20 protein-coding genes are annotated in these 17759 nt (G+C 66.9%); 14 read left to right on the top strand and 6 right to left on the bottom strand.

Annotated elements, in window-relative coordinates; translation table 11 throughout:
- Positions 1 to 4: 4 nt before the first annotated feature.
- Positions 5 to 115 carry a hypothetical protein gene (locus EXE63_RS14140; RefSeq protein WP_019514171.1) on the bottom strand — a complete coding sequence of 37 codons (111 nt, stop codon included), beginning with the start codon at positions 113 to 115 and terminating at the stop codon, positions 5 to 7.
- 145 nt (positions 116 to 260) lie between these two features.
- Here EXE63_RS14140 and EXE63_RS14135 point away from each other — a divergent pair, with 145 nt between their 5' ends.
- The 4 genes from EXE63_RS14135 to EXE63_RS14120 all read left to right on the top strand — a co-directional run bounded on the left by EXE63_RS14135 (position 261) and on the right by EXE63_RS14120 (position 4149).
- Positions 261 to 902, top strand: coding sequence for a TetR/AcrR family transcriptional regulator (locus tag EXE63_RS14135; protein WP_105361399.1), 642 nt, complete (start codon positions 261 to 263; stop codon positions 900 to 902).
- On the top strand, positions 899 to 1675 hold the full coding sequence (locus EXE63_RS14130) for an SDR family oxidoreductase (protein ID WP_168142449.1): 777 nt from the start codon (positions 899 to 901) through the stop codon (positions 1673 to 1675). Before EXE63_RS14135 ends, EXE63_RS14130 begins: the two co-directional genes overlap by 4 nt.
- Positions 1676 to 1766: 91 nt before the next feature.
- Complete coding sequence (locus tag EXE63_RS14125; RefSeq protein WP_168142448.1) at positions 1767 to 2900, top strand: ferredoxin reductase; 1134 nt, start codon at positions 1767 to 1769, stop codon at positions 2898 to 2900.
- Between the two features lie 10 nt (positions 2901 to 2910).
- The gene (locus tag EXE63_RS14120) at positions 2911 to 4149 is read left to right on the top strand and encodes a fatty acid desaturase family protein (RefSeq protein WP_168142447.1); all 1239 of its coding nucleotides are present in this window, start codon (positions 2911 to 2913) and stop codon (positions 4147 to 4149) included.
- On the opposite strand, the gene EXE63_RS14115 is transcribed toward EXE63_RS14120, so the two are convergent.
- Positions 4146 to 4529 (bottom strand): DoxX family protein, encoded by a 384-nt coding sequence (locus tag EXE63_RS14115; protein ID WP_168142446.1) that lies wholly within the window; start codon positions 4527 to 4529, stop codon positions 4146 to 4148. The two genes, EXE63_RS14120 and EXE63_RS14115, sit on opposite strands and share 4 nt — an antisense overlap.
- A gap of 80 nt (positions 4530 to 4609) precedes the next feature.
- On the opposite strand from EXE63_RS14115, the gene EXE63_RS14110 reads away from it, so the two are divergent.
- The 7 genes from EXE63_RS14110 (at position 4610) to EXE63_RS14085 (ending at position 11547) form a co-directional block, all read left to right on the top strand.
- Positions 4610 to 5482: a sigma-70 family RNA polymerase sigma factor gene (locus tag EXE63_RS14110; RefSeq protein ID WP_168142445.1), complete on the top strand. Its 873-nt coding sequence runs from the start codon at positions 4610 to 4612 to the stop codon at positions 5480 to 5482.
- A gap of 9 nt (positions 5483 to 5491) precedes the next feature.
- Positions 5492 to 7189 carry an acyl-CoA dehydrogenase gene (locus EXE63_RS14105; RefSeq protein ID WP_168142444.1) on the top strand — a complete coding sequence of 566 codons (1698 nt, stop codon included), beginning with the start codon at positions 5492 to 5494 and terminating at the stop codon, positions 7187 to 7189.
- A gap of 107 nt (positions 7190 to 7296) precedes the next feature.
- Positions 7297 to 8304 carry a tripartite tricarboxylate transporter substrate binding protein gene (locus tag EXE63_RS14100; RefSeq protein WP_168142443.1) on the top strand — a complete coding sequence of 336 codons (1008 nt, stop codon included), beginning with the start codon at positions 7297 to 7299 and terminating at the stop codon, positions 8302 to 8304.
- A gap of 142 nt (positions 8305 to 8446) precedes the next feature.
- Positions 8447 to 8629 (top strand): hypothetical protein, encoded by a 183-nt coding sequence (locus tag EXE63_RS32950; RefSeq protein ID WP_234904492.1) that lies wholly within the window; start codon positions 8447 to 8449, stop codon positions 8627 to 8629.
- Positions 8569 to 9459, top strand: a complete 891-nt coding sequence (locus EXE63_RS14095; protein WP_366515347.1) for a tripartite tricarboxylate transporter substrate binding protein — start codon at positions 8569 to 8571, stop codon at positions 9457 to 9459. Before EXE63_RS32950 ends, EXE63_RS14095 begins: the two co-directional genes overlap by 61 nt.
- Entirely contained in the window at positions 9459 to 10001 is a 543-nt protein-coding gene (locus EXE63_RS14090) for a tripartite tricarboxylate transporter TctB family protein (protein WP_168142442.1), read from the top strand. The genes EXE63_RS14095 and EXE63_RS14090 overlap by 1 nt, the downstream gene beginning before the upstream one ends.
- A gap of 16 nt (positions 10002 to 10017) precedes the next feature.
- Complete coding sequence (locus EXE63_RS14085; protein ID WP_168142441.1) at positions 10018 to 11547, top strand: tripartite tricarboxylate transporter permease; 1530 nt, start codon at positions 10018 to 10020, stop codon at positions 11545 to 11547.
- On the opposite strand, the gene EXE63_RS14080 is transcribed toward EXE63_RS14085, so the two are convergent.
- Together EXE63_RS14080 and EXE63_RS14075 are read right to left on the bottom strand one after the other, a co-directional pair.
- The gene (locus tag EXE63_RS14080; protein WP_168142440.1) at positions 11544 to 12230 is read right to left on the bottom strand and encodes a FadR/GntR family transcriptional regulator; all 687 of its coding nucleotides are present in this window, start codon (positions 12228 to 12230) and stop codon (positions 11544 to 11546) included. The genes EXE63_RS14085 and EXE63_RS14080 overlap by 4 nt on opposite strands.
- 7 nt (positions 12231 to 12237) lie before the next feature.
- Positions 12238 to 13359: an L-talarate/galactarate dehydratase gene (locus EXE63_RS14075; protein ID WP_168142439.1), complete on the bottom strand. Its 1122-nt coding sequence runs from the start codon at positions 13357 to 13359 to the stop codon at positions 12238 to 12240.
- Positions 13360 to 13514: 155 nt separating this feature from the next.
- Here EXE63_RS14075 and EXE63_RS14070 point away from each other — a divergent pair, with 155 nt between their 5' ends.
- Entirely contained in the window at positions 13515 to 15038 is a 1524-nt protein-coding gene (locus EXE63_RS14070; RefSeq protein WP_168145580.1) for a phospholipase D-like domain-containing protein, read from the top strand.
- 15 nt (positions 15039 to 15053) lie between these two features.
- Here EXE63_RS14070 and EXE63_RS14065 read toward each other — a convergent pair whose 3' ends face one another.
- On the bottom strand, positions 15054 to 16136 hold the full coding sequence (locus EXE63_RS14065; RefSeq protein ID WP_168142438.1) for an alcohol dehydrogenase catalytic domain-containing protein: 1083 nt from the start codon (positions 16134 to 16136) through the stop codon (positions 15054 to 15056).
- 26 nt (positions 16137 to 16162) lie between these two features.
- Between EXE63_RS14065 and EXE63_RS14060 the strand changes: the two genes are divergently transcribed.
- Positions 16163 to 16585 (top strand): acyl-CoA thioesterase, encoded by a 423-nt coding sequence (locus EXE63_RS14060; RefSeq protein ID WP_210000515.1) that lies wholly within the window; start codon positions 16163 to 16165, stop codon positions 16583 to 16585.
- A 22-nt stretch (positions 16586 to 16607) separates the two neighbouring features.
- Entirely contained in the window at positions 16608 to 17045 is a 438-nt protein-coding gene (locus EXE63_RS14055) for an SRPBCC family protein (RefSeq protein WP_168142436.1), read from the top strand.
- Here the strand turns inward: EXE63_RS14055 and EXE63_RS14050 are convergent, their stop codons facing one another.
- Positions 17046 to 17726, bottom strand: a complete 681-nt coding sequence (locus EXE63_RS14050) for a GntR family transcriptional regulator (protein WP_210000513.1) — start codon at positions 17724 to 17726, stop codon at positions 17046 to 17048.
- Positions 17727 to 17759 lie beyond the last annotated feature (33 nt).

The raw sequence follows: 17759 nt of genomic DNA, 5'->3' as shown, positions 1-17759 counted from the left end.
CGATCTAGACCGGCGGGTAGGCCGGGGGCGGGTAGACGCCGCGCAGACCCCAAGCCAGCCAGCTGAAGAAGAACTCGCCTTCATCGCTGATGTCGTAATCAGGATTCGGATCCATCGGTACCTCCCAGGCACGGCCACTTTCTCAGGAGTTTAGACCTACTGGTGCATGTCGGGACACCGTAACCACGTTAATGCCTAGACTGGCCAACCAGTTGATTGGTAATCCCCGGGTCACCCCGGTCTGCAGATAGTGAGTAGTCATGTCCACCGAGTCCGCACCCAACGGGTCGTCCCGCCGCGACGAGTTGCTGGCGGTCGCCGCCAAGCTGTTCGCCGCCCGGGGGTATCACGGCACCCGCATGGACGATGTGGCCGACGCGGTCGGCCTCAACAAGGCCACTGTCTACCACTACTACGCCAGCAAGTCGCTGATCCTCTGGGATATCTACAAGCGCACCGCCGACTTCACCGTCGACGCCCTGCACGATGATCCCACCGCCACGGCCCGAGAGACGATCTACCACTTCACCCGGCGGCTGCTCACCGGCATCGCCAACGACCTGGAGGCGGCGGCCGTCTACTTCCAGGAGGGCCCCTACATCTCGGAGTGGTTCACCGAGGAACAGGTCGCCTACATCCGCAAGGCCGAGTCCACCGTCTACGAGCATGTTCGCGATGTCATCGACCGCGGCATCGCCAGCGGAGAGTTCTACGACTGCGACTCCCATGTGCTGGCGCTCGGCTATATCGGGATGACGCTGGGCGCCTACCGCTGGTTGCGTCCGCACGGCCGCCGGACCGCCCAGGAGATCGCGGTGGAGTTCAGCACCGCGCTGCTGCGGGGGTTGATCCGCGATGAGACGGTCCGCAACGAACAGCCGCTGGGCGGTGCGCAGAAATGACCGGCCTGTTCGCCCTCGACGGCAAGGTCGCCGTGGTCACCGGTGGCGGCCGCGGTATCGGCGTGATGATCGCCCGCGGGCTGCTGCAGGCCGGCGCGGCCAAGGTCTATCTCGCGGCCCGCAAGGAAGCCGAACTCGAAGCCGTGGTCGCCGAACTGTCGACGCTGGGCGCCGTCGAGGGGATCCCGGCCGACCTGGGCACCGCCGAAGGTGTGCAGACCCTCGCCGACGCGGTGGCGGCCCGGGAGGACGCCGTGCACGTCCTGTTCAACAACGCCGGCGCGGCCTGGGGCGCGCCGTTCGGCGAGTTCCCGGAGTCGGGCTTCGACAAGGTCTTCGATGTCAACGTCAAGGGCGTCTTCCTGCTGACCCGCGCACTGGTACCGCTGCTGGAGGCCGCCGCGACCGAGCAGGACCCGGCGCGGGTGATCAACACCGGCAGCATCGACGGGTTCTTCGTGCCGGAAATCGGCCGCGACAACTTCTCCTACAGCGCCAGCAAGGCCGCCGTGCACATGCTCACCCGGCATCTGTCCGGCGAGCTGGCGCCCAAGATCCTGGTGAATGCGATTGCGCCCGGGCTTTTCCCGTCGAGGATGACCAAGGTGCTGATGTCCGCCGGTGAGGAGGCCGTCGGCGCGGCCCTGCCGCTCAAGCGCGTCGGACAGCCCGATGACATGGCCGGCATCGCGGTGTTCCTCGCCAGCCGGGCCAGCAGCTACATCACCGGGACCATCATTCCGGTCGACGGCGGGCTCAGCACCATCCGCTGAGCAGGCGTTTGGGCGGCGATGTGTAAGCCGCGTCGCGGGCGGGTAGTCCGGTGTACATGTGTTCACCGAAAACCGTCCCGAGGGGTGTGCCATGGTGCTGAATCTGAAGGGTCTGACGCGATGGAGTGAGGCCCCCGCGCGTGACGTCGCAACCGCCACCACACCGAAGATCAATATGGTCCGAGGCCTGGCGGCGCGCATGACGACGCCGTTGCTGCCCGACGACTACCTGAAGATGCTCAACCCGCTGTGGACGGCGCGCGAGCTTCGCGGCGAGGTCGTCGACGTACGTAAGGAGACCGACGACACCGCCACGGTCATCATCAAACCGGGGTGGGGCTTCGCGGCCGACTACCAACCCGGTCAGTACGTCGGGATCGGGCTGCGGATCAACGGCCGGTGGCACTGGCGGTCGTACTCGTTGACCTCGGTCCCCAAGCGCGACAAGAAGCTCATCTCGATCACCGTGAAGGCCACCCCCGAAGGGTTTCTCTCCACCCACCTGGTCAACGGCGTGAAATCCGGAACGATCGTTCGCCTGGCCTCGCCCAAGGGTGACTTCGCGATGCCCGACCCGCCGCCGGCCAAGGCGCTGTTCGTCACCGCGGGCAGCGGGATCACCCCGGTGATGGCGATGCTGCGGTCCATCGCCGCGCGCGGGCAGTCCGCCGACATCGTCCACATCCACTCCGCACCGACCGCGGGCGACGTGATCTTTCACGACGAACTGCAGACCCTGCATGACGGTCGCGACGACTACCGACTGCACCTGCAGCTCACTGACACGGCCGGTCACCTCGACTTCGGCGGCCTCGACGACATCGTGCCGGACTGGCGCGATCGTCCGACCTGGGCGTGCGGCCCGCCCGCGATGCTCGACACGATCGAGAAGGTCTGGACCGATGCTGGCGTCCCCGCGGACCGACTACACATGGAGCGCTTCGTCATCGCCCGCACCGACAAGGGCGGTGAGGGCGGCACCGTGACGTTCGCGCTGTCGGACAAGAGCGTCGACGTCGACGGTGCCACCTCGCTGCTGGAGGCCGGCGAGAAGGTGGGTATCCAGATGCCGTTCGGCTGCCGGATGGGTATCTGCCAAACCTGCGTGCTGCCTTTGGAATCCGGCCACGTCCGGGATTTCCGGTCGGGTACCGAGCACGGCGAGGGCGACCGCATTCAGACCTGTATCTCGGCAGTGTCCGGCAACTGCACCATCAACGTCTAGGAGGCTCAGCATGGCCATCACCGATATCAAGGAATATGCACACCTCAGCCCGGCCGACGTCGAGGAACTGGGGCGTGAACTGGACGCTATCCGGACCGACATCGAGGAATCCCGCGGCGAGCGCGACGCCCGCTACATCCGCCGGGCCATCCAGTTGCAGCGCGGACTGGCCGTCGGCGGGCGTATCGCTTTGTTCAAGAGCCGCAACAAGTTCGCCTGGGTGGCCGGAACCGGGATGCTCGCCGCGGCCAAGATCATCGAGAACATGGAACTCGGGCACAACATCACCCACGGTCAATGGGACTGGATGAACGACCCCGAGATCCACTCCACGGAATGGGAGTGGGATACCACCTCACCGACCGTGCACTGGAAGAAGTCGCACAACTTCATCCACCACAAGTACACCAACGTTCTCGACCTCGACGACGATATCGGCTACGGCATCATGCGGCTCACCCGTGATCAGAAATGGGAGCGCTGGATGATCGGTAATCCGATCTACAGCTTCCTGCTGGGCACCCTGTTCGAATGGGGGGTGGCGCTGCACGGTGTCGAGACGACCAAGTGGCGCAAGGGTGAGAAGTCGATGGCAGAGGTGCGCAAGGACCTCCGGATCATCGGCCGCAAGGTCGGCAAGCAGGTCGGCAAGGACTACATCGTCTTCCCCGCCCTGGCCGGACGGAACTGGAAGCACACCCTGGGCGCCAACGCGGTGGCCAACCTGATCCGCAACTACTGGTCCTACATGGTCATCTTCTGCGGCCATTTCCCGGACGGCGCAGAGAAATTCACCAAGGAGGAGTTCGAGCAGGAGACCCACAACGAGTGGTATCTGCGGCAGATGCTGGGTTCTGCGAACTTCCATGCCGGGCCGATGATGGCCTTCATGAGCGGCAACCTGTGTTATCAGATCGAGCACCACCTGTTCCCCGATCTACCGAGCAACCGCTACGCCGAGATCTCGCAACGGGTGCAGGCACTGTGCGACAAATACGACCTGCCCTACACGACGGGTCCCCTTCTGCGGCAATACAGTCAGTCGTTCTGGACCATCGCCAAGCTGGCGCTGCCCAATCGGTTCCTCAAGGCGACCGCCGACGACGCGCCGGAGACCAACTCCGAACTCAAGTTCCGGATCCGCGGTGGTGTGCGGGACACCTTCGGTGTGGACCCGCGCACCGGCAAGCGTCGCGGGCTGCGCACCGCGATTCGCGAGCTCAAGAACGAGGAAATCGCCGTCGCCTAAGCACCGGCGAGAACGCCGAACCAGCCCCAGGCCAGGAAGGCGAATATCGCGAGAAACACGATGTCGCCGGCCATCGCCGCCCACTCGCTGCGCCGGAACCGGGTGGTGGCCGCCCCGGCCATGAACAAGGCCAGCCCGCAGGCCGCAACCGGGGTGAGTGTCGGCGCGATGCCGAAAGCCGCGGGCAGCATCAGGCCCGCCGCGCCGGTCAGTTTGACCACCGCGATCGCGGTGAGGTGATGGTCGCCGAAATCGTCGACCCACTGCTGGCTGGCGGCCAGTGCCCGGTAGCGCTGGCGCGACATGAGCAGCAGGCTCGCCCCACCGGCGGTGTAGGCGAGCGCGGCGATGATCGTGATGGTCCACAGTGTCGCGTTCATGGAATTCCTCGTCTCGTGGTTACGTCGGTAGACGCCGACCCGTCATGTCTGTGACGGTTCCGCGCGGCGAGAGGTAACCCATGACGGCCCAGACACAGTTGGCGCGACACTTCGAGGCGCAACGCCCACGGCTGCTCGCGGTCGCCCACCGCGTGCTGGGCTCACGGACGGAGGCCGAGGACGCGGTTCAGGAGGCGTGGCTGCGGTTGTCGCGCCAGGACCCCGAAGCCATCGACAACATCGCCGGCTGGCTGACGACGGTGGTCGGCCGCATCTGTGTCGACATGCTGCGTGCGCGCGGCAGCCGTCCCGAGGTTCCCGTCCCCGAGCTCGTCGTCACCGAGGATGTCGACACCCCGGAGGATGCCGCGGTGGTCGCGGACTCGGTCGGGCTGGCGATGCTCGTGGTGCTGGGATCGCTGCGCCCGGATGAACGCCTCGCCTTCGTACTGCACGACATGTTCGCGGTGCCCTTCGCCGAGATCGGGCAGATCCTCGACAAATCGGCCGACGCGGCCAAGATGCTGGCCAGCCGGGCCCGGCGCAAGGTGCAGGACGTGCCGCCGCCGTCCGGGGGTCACCGCCGCAGACAGGAACAGCGTGCCGTCGTCGACGCCTTCCTGGCCGCGTCCCGCGACGGCGACTTCGAGGCGTTGCTGCGCGTACTCGATCCCGACGTGCACTGGCAGCGCCACACCTCCGCCGGTGTGACCACCGGAACCGGGGCCGCAGTCGTCGTCGCCGCGGTGCGGCGCGGCCAGGGATCCCGGGTGCTGGCGCGGCGGGTGTCGGTCAACGGTGAACCCGGCATCCTGGCGTGGGGTCCGTCCGGGCGGCCGCTGAGCGTCATGGCCTGCACGGTCGAACAGGGCCGCATGATCGGGATCGTTTCGATCATCGACCCGGTCGGGCTGGCCCAGATGTTGCTGCCCGCGCCGGAAGCCGAGGGCTAACCTGGCGGCATGAAGTCGACCATCCTGTCCCGCCGCGACCTCGACTTTCTGCTCTATGAGTGGCTGCGCGTGGAGGAGTTGACGACGCGGCCGCGCTTCGCCGAGCACTCCCGGGAAACCTTCGACGGGGTGCTGGATCTGTGTGAGCAGCTGGCCGAGCGCTATTTCGCCCCGCACAACAAGCTCAGCGATGCCCACGAACCCCAGTTCGATGGCACCACGGTCACCGTCATCCCCGAGGTCAAGGCGGCGATCGAGGCCTTCGCCAAGGCCGACCTGATCGGCATGAGCTTCGACGCCGAACTCGGCGGTGCGCAGCTGCCGGCGACCGTCGCACAGGCCGGCTTCGCGTGGATCTCGGCGGCCAACACCAGCACGTCCGGGTACCTGATGCTCACCATCGCCAACGCGAATCTGATCGCCAAGTTCGGCAGTCCCGAACAGATCGAGACGTTCGTCGAGCCGATGCTGGCCGGACGCTTCACCGGCACCATGGCGCTGTCGGAAACCCAGGCCGGCTCGTCACTGGCCGATATCACCACCCGCGCCGAACCCCACGACGACGGCAGCTATCGGCTGCACGGCACCAAGATGTGGATCTCCGGAGCCGAGCACGAACTCTGCGAGAACATCATCAACCTGGTGCTGGCCAAAATCCCGGGCGGACCGGCGGGCACCAAGGGCATCTCGCTGTTCATCGTGCCGAAGTTCCTGGAAGACGGCACCCGCAACGGCGTGGCGATCTCCGGGCTCAATCACAAGATGGGCCAACGCGGTATCACCAACACCGTGCTCAACTTCGATGGCGCGGTCGGGTATCTGGTCGGGGAACCGCACCGCGGCCTGGTCTATATGTTCCACATGATGAACGAGGCCCGACTCGGCGTCGGGATGGGCGCGGTCGCGCTCGGCTACACCGGCTACCTCAAGTCGCTGGAATACGCCAGGGAACGTCCGCAGGGCCGCCTGGTCAAGGATCCGGCGAGCCCGCAGGTCCCGATCATCGCCCACGCCGACGTCAAGCGGATGTTGTTGGCGCAGAAGGCCTATGTCGAAGGCGCGCTCGGACTCGCGCTGTACTGCGCGCGGCTGGCCGACGAAGAGAACACCGCCCTGCTGGACATCCTGACACCGATCGCCAAGAGCTGGCCATCGCAGTGGTGTCTGGAAGCCAACAGCCTGGCCATCCAGGTGCTCGGCGGCTACGGCTACACCCGCGAATACGACGTGGAGCAGCACTACCGGGACAACCGGCTCAACCCGATCCATGAGGGTACCCACGGCATTCAGAGCCTGGACCTGTTGGGCCGCAAGGTCACCCAGAACGGCGGTGCGAGCCTGGCGGCGTTGTCGGAGCGGGTTTCCGCGACCATCGCCCAGGCCGGTGACGACCCGCTGGCCGCCCAACTGCAGGCCTCCTGGCAGCGGCTGGCGACAGTGACCGCGGGCATGTTCGCCTCCGGCGACGTCGAGGCCGCGATGGCCAACAGCGCGATCTATCTGGAAGCGTTCGGTCACATCGTCATCGCCTGGATCTGGCTGGAGCAGTACCTGGTCGCCGGCGACCAAGGCGGCGACTTCTACGACGGCAAGCGCCAGGCCGCCCGCTTCTTCTTCCGCTACGAACTACCCAAGACGGCAGCACAATTGGATCTGCTGGAGAGCATGGACCGCACCACGCTGGAGATGGCCGACTCCTGGTTCTGAGGTTGCCCGATAGTCCCGTGCCACAGCGGCGCGCCGTGTAGCGTCTCTGGCGTTGCCGTCAAGGCCGACGGTGGTCGGGGGACCTACCGCACTGGGGGAATGCTGTTATGGCGATTGCCACCACCCGACTCCGTTCGGCGGTCGCGCCGGCGCTCGCCGCCATCGTGGTCACGGCGTGCAGCAGCGCCATCGAGCCCCAGAGCGAGGACGATGGCGGCGGCACCTGGCCGTCGGGCGCCGTCGACATGTATGTCGGCTACGCCATCGGCGGATCCAGCGACCTGATCAGCCGCGCGGTCGCCGACGGCCTCTCCGGTGATGGCGCGACGCCGTTGCGGATCATCAACCGGGAGGGCGGTAACGGCGCGATCGCCGCGGACGAGGTCGCGGCCGCCCCTGCCGACGGTTCCGTGATCGCCATCCAAAATGCGTCGCTGTACGCCATCACCCCGCTCGCGGTCCCCCGTGATGCTGCCGCCGACATCGAGAGATTCGACGTGGTGTACGGGATCTCCCGGGACCACTACGTCGTGGTGGCCAACCCCGCCAGTGGTTTTCGCACCATCGGCGACATAGCGGGTGCGGACCAGGCCATCCGTTACGGCACCACCGGCGTCGGCACCGGCGCCCAACTGTCCGCGGCGCTGCTGTTCAAGAATGCCGAGGTGCCGGCGCGGCCGGTGCCGTTCGACAGCGGTGCACCGGCACTGGCCGCGGTGCTCGCCGGTGAGGTGGACATTGCCGTCATCCACGTGGGCGAGGCGATCGGGAGTATCCGCTCCCAACGGTTGGTGCCGCTGGCGGTATTCGGCCCGGACCGCAACAGCTACCTGCCTGATGTGCCCACGGCCGAGGAACAAGGTGTCGACGCCGAGGTGACCCAGTACCGGTTCATGACGGTGCCCAAGGGGACTCCGCAGTACATCAAGGACGCCCTGGTCGAGGGCCTCAAGGCGACATTCGACACCGAGGCCTACCGAAACTTCAACGAACAGCACAGCTTCACCCCGATGGAGATCCCCGGGGACGAGGTGTTGGCCCAGCTCGCCGAGGACAAACAGCGCTACGCCGAGGTGGTGCAGCAGAACGGGATCGATCTACACGACGCCGGGTGATCGACGACGAGGACTGTGTCGATGCACTATCGGCATGAAGCGATACCAATTATGCCTTGGACAGGTATCGCCGAGCTTCCTAAGTTAAGTGATGGCCGCCACACCCGTGGCGATCTGAGACTTGAACAACAGGAGGTGCCCGATGGCGATCGAAGCCACCCGCCGACGTCCCCGCGCCGCGCTGGCCGCCGCAGCCGCCGCAGGTCTGCTGCTCACCGCCTGCGGCGGAGTGCAGACCAGCACCGGAAGCGGATCCGGTGACGGCTGGCCGTCCGGCACCGTCGAGATGTACGTCGGCGCCTCGGCCGGGGTTCCAGCGACCTGATCAGCCGTGCCGTCTCCAAGGGCCTCAGCGATGACCTGGGTGCCTCGTTCCCGGTCATCAACCGCGAGGGCGCCAACGGGGCGCTGGCCGCGGCCGAGGTCGCGAACGCAGCACCGGACGGCTCGAAGATCGCCATCCAGAACGCGTCGCTGTTCACCATCACCCCACTCGCGGTGAGCCCCGACGAGGTCACCGACATCGACGCCTTCGACGTCGTCTACGGCGTATCCCGCGACGACTACGTGCTGGTAGCGAGCCTCGGCAGCGGGTTCAGGACCATCCAGGACATGCAGAACGCCGATCGCACGGTTCGCTACGGCACCACCGGCGTCGGGACCGGCGCGCAGCTGTCTGCCGCGCTGCTGTTCAAGAGCAGCAATGTGCCGTCGGCGGCCGTACCGTTCGACGGTGGCGCACCGGCGCTGGCCGCGGTGCTCGGCAACCAGGTGGAGGTCGCCTCCATCCAGGTGGGTGAGGCGATCGAGAACATCCAGTCCGGGAAGCTGGTGCCGCTGGCGGTGTTCGGCCCGGACCGGATCAGCTACCTGCCCGATGTGCCGACGGCCAAGGAGCAGGGCCTGGACGTCGAGGTCACGCAGTACCGGTTCATGACGGTTCCCAAGGGCACCCCGCAGGAGGTCAAGGACAAGCTCGTCGAGGGCCTGAAGGCGACGTTCGCCACCGAGGACTACAAGAAGTTCAACGAGCAGAACAGCCTCACGCCGATGGAGCTGTCCGGTGCGGACGTACTGACCCAGCGCAACGAGGACAAGCAGCGCTACGCCGAGCTGGTCGGGCAGTACGACCTCGACCTGCGGAACGCGGGCTGATGACCGCCGTGGGTGAGCCGCACGCACCGCACGCACACGATGTCCTCGCCGAGATCGAGGCCGAGGTCGCTCACGAACTGCACGAGGAGCGCCCGCCCGCGGGCGGCCCCGGCTATCAGATCGCGGGTGCGCTGACCGGTCTGGTGATCGGAGTTGCCGGCGCCGCGCTGGCCTCCGGATACGGGCTGGGCTCGCTGCGCGAGCCCGGTCCCGGACTGTGGCCCTTCGTGGTCAGCGTGCTCATCGCCGCACTGTCGCTGCTGCTGCTGGTGGTCGGACGACAGCTCGACGACGCCGAAAAGTTCACCCGCAGCAGCCTTCTGGTGGCCATCGGCGCCGTCACCTTCGCGGGCTTCGGTCTGCTGATGCCGTTGATCGGTTTCGAGATTCCCGCGGTGCTGCTGTGTGTGATCTGGTTGCGCTTCCTGGGCGGTGAAAGCTGGCGTAGCACCGCGGTCATCAGCGTCGCCACCACGGCGGTGTTCTACGTCTTGTTCATCTACGGGCTGCGGATTCCGCTTCCCCATCTCATCTCCTTCTGAGGGAAGCCGAAAAGTCATGGACTTCACCGCATTCCTGGATGGGTTCGCACTGGTCGCCGAACCCCAGAACCTGCTGTACTGCCTGATGGGTGTGCTCATCGGCATGATCATCGGTGTGCTGCCCGGCCTCGGCCCCGCCGCCACCATCGCGATCCTGCTGCCGATCACCTACACCATCGACCCGGTGGCCGCGATCATCATGCTGGCCGGCATCTACTACGGCGCCCAGTACGGCGGCACCATCACCTCGGTGCTGCTGCGGCTCCCCGGCGAAGCTTCCTCGGTGGTCACCGTCTTCGACGGCTTCGCGCTGGCCAAACAGGGCAAGGCAGGCACCGCGTTGGGCATTGCGGCCATCGGATCCTTTGTCGGCGCGACGATCTCGATCATCGGCCTGACGCTGCTGGCGCCCGTGGTAGCCGAGATCGCGCTCGACTTCGGACCGCCCGAGTACGCGGCCCTGGCCTTGCTCGGTGTGCTGCTGGTCGCGACCATCGGCAGCGGCAACAAGCTCAAGGCGCTGATCGCCGGTGCGGTCGGCCTGCTGCTGGCCACGGTGGGCCGGGACAGTTTCAGCGGTGCCTCCCGCTTCACCTTCGACAGCCTGCAATTGGCCGACGGTATCGACTTTGTCGTCGTGGCGATGGGCCTGTTCGGTGTCGGGGAGATTCTGTACAACCTCGAGCAGCGCCACGGAAAGACGCATGTCCCGGCCAAGGTCGGCAATGTGTGGCCGTCGCGCAAGGATCTCCGGCAGTCCTCGGGTGCCATCGGGCGCGGTTCGATCATCGGCTTCGTGTTGGGTGTGCTGCCCGGCGGCGGCGCCACCTTGTCATCGATCGTGGCCTACGCCACCGAGAAACGACGCTCCAAGACCCCCGAGCGTTTCGGTCGCGGCGCCATCGAGGGCGTTGCCGCACCGGAGACGGCCAACAATGCGGCCGCCACCTCATCGTTCATCCCGCTGCTCACCATCGGCCTGCCCGCCAACGCATCGATGGCGATGCTGTTCGGCGCGCTGCTGATCCTGGGCATCTCGCCCGGACCGCAACTCGTCGACGAACATCCCGACGTGTTCTGGGGTGTCATCAACTCGATGTACATCGGCAATATCCTGCTGCTGATCCTGTCGATTCCGTTGGTGGGCTTGTTCGTCCGGATCTTGCGGGTGCGCCCGGCGATCCTGGCGCCGATCACCGCGCTCATCACCATCCTGGGTGTCTACACCATCAACAACTCGACCTTCGACATCTTTGTCATGCTGGCCTTCGGCATCGTCGGCTACCTGATGAAGAAGGCCGGCTTCGACCCCGGGCCGATGGTGCTGGCGTTCGTACTGGGCACGATCATCGAGGCCAGCACCCGGCGCTCCCTGCTGATCTTCGACGGCGACCCCACCGGATTCATCACCCGGCCGATCTCGGGAGGCATCCTGGCGGTCTTCCTGCTGCTGGTGCTGCTGCCGGTGATCCAGTACGTGCGCCACAAGCGTGCTTCGGCGTCGGCGCCCGTCAAGGCCGATGACGCCGAAACCGTTGCCCGCTAACGCTTGCCGGCGTCGAGCCGGCGCCGGGTGTTACCCAGGTGCAGACGCATGGCTGCGCGGGCCAGCTCCGGGTCGCCGTCGATGACCGCCGTCGCGATGGCGTCATGCTCGCGGAGAATCCGCTCGGCGTGGGCCGCGTCGGTGATCGAGTGGGTGTCACCGAGGCGGGTGCGGGGCAGCATGATCATCATCGGACCGAGTGAGTCGAGCAGGTCGAGATAGAAGCGGTTGCCGCTGGCCGCGGCGACGGCGCGGTGAAAGCGGAAGTCGGCCTCGACGGCATCCTCGGGCGCGGCCTCGGTGAACTCGGTGAGTGCGGTGCGCACGGACTGTTCGCCCGCCGCATCCACCCGGGAGGCGGCCAGTGCGGCTGCCTCGCATTCGATACCGAGCCGGAAGTCGATCATGTCGAGTACGTCATGGTGGGACCGAATGGCGGCGGACTCGACCGTGAACGATGTCGGCTCGGGCACGGCGAGCACGAATGACCCGCGGCCCTGGAAGGTTTCGACGAGGCCTTCGGCGCGAAGCCGGGTGACGGCTTCACGCACCACGGTGCGCGACACCCCGAACTCCTCCACCAGTTCGGTTTCGGAGGGCAGCTTGTGCCCGGGCGGGAGATCGCCGGCGAAGATCTTGTCCTTCAAGCCGGCGACCACCCGCTGGGCCAACGAGGTCGTCATCGCAACATCATGACTGACCGAAGTCCGCGCTCTCCACGGTGCGCGCCCGCATCTGATCGCTGAGCGTGAAGCCGAGTCCCGCGCGCTCGGGCAGCCACATCCGCCCGTCACGGATGTCGATGCGCTCGTTGAACAACGGATTGAGCCATTCGAAATGCTCGACCCACGGCTCGGTCGGGTACGCGGCAGCCAGGTGCAGGTGAATCTCCATGGCGTAATGCGGGGCCAATGCCAGCCCGGCGTGCGAGGCGAGCGTGGCGAAGCGCAGGAACGGGGTGATGCCACCGATCCGCGGTGCGTCGGGTTGCACGATGCCGCGGTAGCCGGCATCGATCAGGGCCATGTGCTCGGGGACGGAGGTGAGCATCTCGCCGGTCGCGATCGGGGTGTCGAAGGCTCGCGACAGGTCGGCGTGGCCGACCGCGTCCCAGGCATCCAGGGGTTCCTCGATCCAGATCAGGTCGTGCTGTTCGAGTTCGCGGCACATCCGGCGGGCCCGTGCCCGGTCCCACTGTTGGTTGGCGTCCACCATCAGCGGGGTATCGCCGAGGTGTTCCCGGATGGCGGCGACCCGGTCCAGATCGATCCGCCAATCCGGTTGCCCCACCTTGATCTTGATGCCGCCGATACCGGATTCCAGCGAGGCGGTCGCCTTCTCCTTGATCTCGCTGACGGAGGCCTGCAGGAATCCGCCGGAGGTGTTGTACACGCGGCACGAGTCGCGATGTGCGCCGAGGAGTTTGGCCAGCGGCAGTCCGGCGCGTCGAGCCTTCAGATCCCACAGTGCGACGTCGAGTGCGGCGATGGCCTGGGTGGCCACACCGGAGCGTCCCACCGAGGCGCCGGCCCACAGCAGGGACTGGTAGATGCGCTCGATATCGGAGGGGTCCTGCCCGAGCGCGACGTCGGCGATCTCGGACAGGTGGGTGTACTGCGCAGGCCCGCCGGCCCGCTTGGAGTAGCTGAAGCCCATTCCCTCGAAGCCCTGCTCGGTGCGGACCTCGGCGAACAGCAACACCGTCTCGGTCAATGGCTTCTGACGGCCGGTGAGGACCTTGGCGTCGCTGACCGGATTGGGCAGCGGCAGCACGACATGGGACAGGCGGAGATGGCGAATGGCGTCAGTCATATGATGAGTCTACAACTCATCATACAAGTTGTGAAGGGCGCTGTGCGGCACGATTGTGGGGTGCATCTCGTTCGCGTGCGTGGTGCACACTGGTGCACGACTCAGTAGATGAGTCCGCGCGGCTGATCGCCGGAGCGAAGGAGGCGCTGATCACCATGGTCAAGGATCCGCTGCTGTCACCCGGCGAGACGTGCTGGCGTACCGCGCAGGCGGGTCGTTACGCCCCGATCATCGACGGTGCGGACTATCTCAGGCACGTGAAGTCCGCGATGCTGGGCGCCGAAAACCGGATTCTTCTGGTGGGATGGGACTTCGACTCCCGCACGACGTTCGAACCGGAGGGCGCGACGATGCCCGGCCCGAACCAGCTGGGTCCGTTTCTGTTCTGGCTGCTGTGGCGGCGACCGCACCTCAAGGTCTACGTGCTGAAGTCGAATCTCCGTCTGCTCGCAGCGTTCGAACGTTATTGGTACAGCATCGTCCCGGTGCAGTGGCTCAACCGGATCACGTCGCAGCGCATGCATCTGGCCGTCGACGGCGCACATCCCCTCGGTGCGGTGCATCACCAGAAGATCGTCGCGATCGACGACGCGGTGGCGTTCTGCGGCGGTATCGACCTGACGTTCGGGCGGTGGGACACCCGCGCGCACACACCGAACGATCCCCGCCGGCGCGCCGGGGGCGAGCCGTACGGCCCGCGTCATGAAGTGGCCACGGTGGTCGACGGGGAGGCCGCATCGTGTCTGGCCGAACTGGCCCGCGACCGGTGGCACACGGCGACGGGGCAGACGCTACCGCCGGTCAGATCGGGCGCGGTGGCCTGGCCGCGGCTCTGCGAGCCGGCGTTACGGCAGGTCGAGGTCGGCATTGCGCGCACACTGCCGCCACTGCCGGAGCGCGACGAGGTCCGCGAGGTGGAGGCACTGAACCTCGCCGCCATCGCAGCCGCCCGGGACTTCATCTATCTGGAGAATCAGTACCTGGCCGCGCGGGGGATCTGCGAGGCGCTGGCGGAGCGGTTGCGCGAGCCGGACGGACCCGAAGTGGTGATCGTGCTGCCGCGGACGTCGGAGAGCCCGCTGGAAACCGCCTCGATGGACAGCGCCCGCGAGCGCATGGTGCGGCTGCTCTGGGATGCCGATGAACACGGCCGGTTCGGCGTCTACTGGCCTGCGGTACCCGGCGGCACATCGCTGTACGTTCATTCCAAGGTCATGATCGTCGACGACCGGTTCCTGCGCATCGGATCGTCCAACCTGAACAACCGATCACTGGGATTCGACAGCGAATGTGATCTTGCACTTGATGATTCGTCAGACCGTGACGATGTGCGAGCCCTGGTCGCCGCCGTGCGGGACGGTCTGCTGGCCGAACATCTGGGGGTGTCCGTCGAGGACCTCCACGCCGAGATCTCACGCCGGGACTCGTTTCTGGGCGCCGTTGACGGTCTGCGCGGCGCCGGTCGCTCGCTGCGCAAGTTCACCGAGCTCATGGTGTCGGCCGATGCGGGGCCGTTCGCCGAGAACGACCTGATGGATCCGGTCCGCGTCCCGGCCTCCCTGGCGCAGAGTGTGTGCTCGGTGGTCACCGCAGCCGTCACCTGGCCGCTGATGAAGGGCGCGCCCGGTGTGTGGTCGGTGGTGCGTGGAATCGGTGAGCGGATCGGTCGGTCCATCTGATCGCTCTGTGCGCGTTCAGAACTCGATGATCTGCCGGACCGCCCGTCCGTCGGCCAGTTCGTCCATTCCGTTGTTGATCTCGTCGAGGGTCAGCGTCGCCGACACCAGCTTTTCCACCGGCAGCTTTCCGGCCCGCCACAACTCGACGAAGCGGGGGATGTCGCGGGCGGGCACCGCGGATCCGAGATAGCTGCCGATCAGCGTGCGGCCCTCGGCCACCAAACTCAACGGCGACAACGAGATCTGCGCATCCGGTGCCGGTAGGCCGACGGTGATGGTGCGCCCGCCGGGCGCGGTCAGCGCGATCGCACCCTCCAGTGCGGCGGCGTGCCCGACGGCCTCGATCACCACCTCGGCCTTCTCGGTGACCTCCTCGGGGGTGTAGGTGGCGTGCGCGCCGAGATCGCGTGCCAGCGCCAGCTTGTCCGCCAGCCTGTCGACGGCGATGACCCGGACATCCGCGTGCGCGAGCGCGGTCAGCATCGCGGCCATCCCGACCCCACCCATCCCGACGATGGCGACCGTCTGTCCGGCCTGGGGTCGGCCTGCGTTGAGCACCGCACCGCCACCGGTGAGCACCGCGCACCCCAGTAAGGAGGCGACGACAGCCGGTACATCAGGGTCGACCGGCACCACCGAACGCCGGTCCACCACCGCGTGGGTGGCGAACCCGGACACCCCGAGGTGGTGCAGCACACCGCCGCTCAACCGCACCGAGCCGCTGAGCAGCGTGCCCGCACCGTTGGCGGCGCTACCGGGGATGCACGGCGCCAGCCCGTCGGTGGCGCACGCCGAACACTGTCCGCAGCGCGGCAGGAAGGTCATCACCACCCGTTGTCCGGGCGCGAGATCCGAAGCGCCGCCCACCTTCTCGATGATGCCGGCGGCCTCGTGGCCGAGCAGCATCGGCACCGGCCGCACCCGGTTGCCGTCGACCACGGACAGATCGGAGTGGCACAAGCCGGCCGCTTCGATCCGCACCAGCAGCTCACCGTCGCCCGGATCGTCGAGTTCCAGCTCGGTCACCGACAGCGGTCGGGACGCCGCGTACGGCCGGGGAGCTCCGATCGTTTCCAGTACCGCACCACGGATCAACATGTCATCAGCCTGACATGCTTGCCCGCATGGAGTACTCAGACGCGGACTTCCCGCTGCACTGGCCGGTGCAGACGCGCTGGACCGACAACGACATGTTCGGCCACCTCAACAACGCGATCTACTACCAGCTGTTCGACACCGCCATCAACGCCTGGATCGGCACCCGGGCGGCCGTCGACGCGGTGACCGCACCCTGGCTGGGCGTGGTGGCCGAGTCGAGCTGCCGCTACTTCGCCGAATTGAAGTTCCCGTCCGATCTGGTGGTCGGGCTCGCGGTGACCAGGCTGGGCACCAGCAGCGTCACCTACCGCACCGGGCTGTGGGCCGACGGCGGGCCGGTCGCTGCCGTCGGCTCCTGGGTACACGTCTACGTCGACCGCCAGACGCGCCGGCCCGTCCCGATCCCCGAGGACATCCGCGCACTGATGGTGGGCATCACGGCGGACTGAGCCCCGGCGATATGCTCGCCCGATGCCAGTCGTGAGCAAGACCGTCGAGGTTGCCGCCCCCGCCGCCGCGATCATGGCGATCGTCGCCGATTTCGAGGCCTACCCGCAGTGGAACGAAGAGGTCACCGGCGCGTGGGTGCTGGCCCGCTACGACGACGGCCGCCCCAGCCAGCTACGGCTGGACACCAAGGTGCAGGGCATGGAGGGCACCTATATCCAGGCCGTGTACTACCCGGGCGAGAGCCAGATCCAGACGGTCATGCAGCAGGGCAACCTGTTCTCCAAGCAGGAGCAGCTGTTCGCCGTGGTGGACATGGGCCCCACGAGCCTGCTCACCGTCGACATGGATGTCGAGGTGGCCATGCCGGGCGTGCCCGCGATGATGGTGAAGAAGGTCGCGGGCGATGCGCTGGAGCACCTGGCGGGCAATCTGAAGAAGCGCGCCGAGCAGCTGGCCTGATCAGGTCCACAGCCCCAGATCGTCGAGCAGGCTGGTCAACCGGCGCGCACCGTCGTCGAACTGGCTGCGGGTCAGCCGGACGACCTCGCTGACATCGCGTTGCCGCAGCGCGGTCACCAGTTGGCGATGGTTGGCCACCGCCTCCACACCCCATTGGGGGTCGGAGGCGTAGATGTGCGGCGGCAGATAGCGTGCGGCGTTCAGCAGGAACCAGGCCAGCTTCATCCGGTTCGTGGTGCGGTTGAACGTGCGGTGGAAATTGAACTCCGCCAGCGCGATCGCATCGACATCGCCACCCTGCACCGCATCGTCGAGCGCGTCGGTCAGCCGTTCCAGCTCGTCGATATCGGTGTCGTCGGCACGCTGAGCCGCGGTCGAGGCGAGTTCGGCGGCGATCATTCCCTGCAGCCAGAAGATATCGGCGATGTCATCTCGGGTGAAGGGGGCCACCACATGTCCGCGATGGGGCTCCAGCTGCACCAGCCCCTCACCGCGCAGGGTCCGCAGCGCCTCGCGTACCGGGGTGATGCTCACGCCGAGTTGTGCGGCCGTCTCGTCGAGGCGCACGAACGTTCCGGGCCGCAGAGACCCGGACATGATCGCGACCCGCAGATATCCGGCGACCTCGTCGGAGAGTTGTTCGCGACGACGGGCAGGCCGCAGTTTCGCGGGTGCGTGCACGGGCTGCCGTCCTCTCAACGAGCGGTGGTGACG

Origin of the sequence: Mycolicibacterium frederiksbergense (assembly GCF_012223425.1) — a bacterium.
GTDB classification, from domain to species: Bacteria; Actinomycetota; Actinomycetes; order Mycobacteriales; family Mycobacteriaceae; genus Mycobacterium; species Mycobacterium frederiksbergense.
This window is presented reverse-complemented; position numbering and strand designations above follow the sequence as displayed.